Source organism: Microcystis sp. 0824, from assembly GCF_003112475.1.
In the GTDB taxonomy this organism is placed as follows: domain Bacteria; phylum Cyanobacteriota; class Cyanobacteriia; order Cyanobacteriales; family Microcystaceae; genus Microcystis; species Microcystis aeruginosa_C.
This window is the reverse complement of sequence record NZ_BDSM01000041.1, coordinates 1-531: the sequence shown is the minus strand read 5'-3', so window position 1 is coordinate 531 and position 531 is coordinate 1. Positions and strand designations below refer to the sequence as shown.

Genomic DNA, 531 nt, shown 5'->3' with positions numbered 1-531 from the left:
ATTCTAACAACAAAAAAGCACCCCCTCGCGGGAGTGCCTTTTCGTTCAGACTAGGAATTAACCATTGATAGCAGGAGCGGTCAGAGCTACAGGAGCCTGTTCACCACTAGCTAAGTCTAAGGGGAAGTTGTGAGCGTTGCGCTCGTGCATTACTTCCATACCGATACCAGCGCGGTTTAACACATCGGCCCAAGTACCGATTACACGACCTTGAGAATCGAGAATCGACTGGTTGAAGTTGAAACCGTTGAGGTTAAACGCCATGGTGCTAACACCCATTGCCGTAAACCAGATACCGATTACCGGCCAAGCACCTAAGAAGAAGTGCAGAGAGCGGCTATTGTTGAAAGAAGCGTATTGGAAGATTAAACGTCCGAAGTAACCGTGAGCGGCAACGATATTGTAGGTTTCTTCCTCTTGACCGAATTTGTAACCGTAGTTCTGAGATTCGATTTCAGTGGTTTCACGCACTAAGGAAGAAGTTACTAGAGAACCGTGCATCGCGGAGAACAAGGAACCGCCGAACACACC

The 531-nt window shown here is 48.2% G+C and carries 1 pseudogene; it reads right to left on the bottom strand.

The window, feature by feature from the left end:
- Positions 1-57 precede the first annotated feature (57 nt).
- Positions 58-531 (bottom strand): annotated as a pseudogene (locus tag N0824_RS13430) (photosystem II q(b) protein); the annotation flags it as partial.